Source organism: Pseudomonas sp. AC463, assembly GCF_979253585.1.
Genome location: NZ_CEEDDZ010000797.1, coordinates 1 through 258, shown reverse-complemented (window position 1 = coordinate 258; position 258 = coordinate 1). Strand labels below are relative to the sequence as shown.

1 protein-coding gene is annotated in these 258 nt (G+C 62.4%); it reads right to left on the bottom strand.

The features are described 5' to 3' along the window. Positions 1–258: AGE family epimerase/isomerase (locus AC0IYH_RS32415; protein ID WP_471838442.1), on the bottom strand; the 258-nt coding region annotated here is incomplete at both ends.

Here is a 258-nt window from a genome sequence, read left to right as displayed (position 1 = left end):
GCGTGATAGAGATCGGGCTTTCCAGGCCAGATACTGGCCGCTGGCTGGTTGTCGCTGTCGAGTTCGTGATGCCAGCTGCCATTTTGCAGGTCGATGAAATGGCTGCAGGTGAATTCCCAGAAGCGTCGATACCACTGTTCGTAGAGGGGGTCACCAGTGCGTCGCAGCAACGCCGCGGCAGCAGCACTGGCCTCGGCTTGAACCCAGTGCAGCCGCGCCCGTACCACCGGCCGCCCCAGCCAGTCGAGGTTGTAGACC